General features: G+C 59.3%; 1 protein-coding gene. It reads right to left on the reverse strand.

Annotated elements, in window-relative coordinates:
* Positions 1-349, reverse strand: a 349-nt coding sequence (locus E1189_RS22140; RefSeq protein WP_230459810.1) for a hypothetical protein, incomplete at both ends; no start/stop codon positions are given.

Raw genomic sequence — 349 nt, forward strand, 5'->3', positions numbered from 1 at the left:
CATCTGACCGTTGCCGGTGTCTTGTATGTCGTACCATTTACCCAGCGCCAGATAGGACACAATCAGGGTGCCCGGCTCCGGCATGCCCTCGTGGCCCAAGTCGAAGGTGTAGTTAAAGCCCCGGTTCTGGATGGTGATTTCCTGTTCAGCCGAGACCATGTCGCCAGTCAACACCGCCCCGGGGCGATAGCTGGCTGAGCCGCTGGAGGTATAAGAGCCGGTGGTCTTGTACAGATCAATCTGCCCGGACTCGTAATCAATGGTGATGCGGTCAAACGGGTTGGTGCCGCTGGTATGCCCGAACTCCCCGTTGCCTTGGTCGGTATAGGTGCCACCGGCCACGCTCACG

This window comes from Parendozoicomonas verongulae (assembly GCF_009711465.1).
GTDB classification, from domain to species: Bacteria; Pseudomonadota; Gammaproteobacteria; order Pseudomonadales; family Endozoicomonadaceae; genus Sansalvadorimonas; species Sansalvadorimonas verongulae.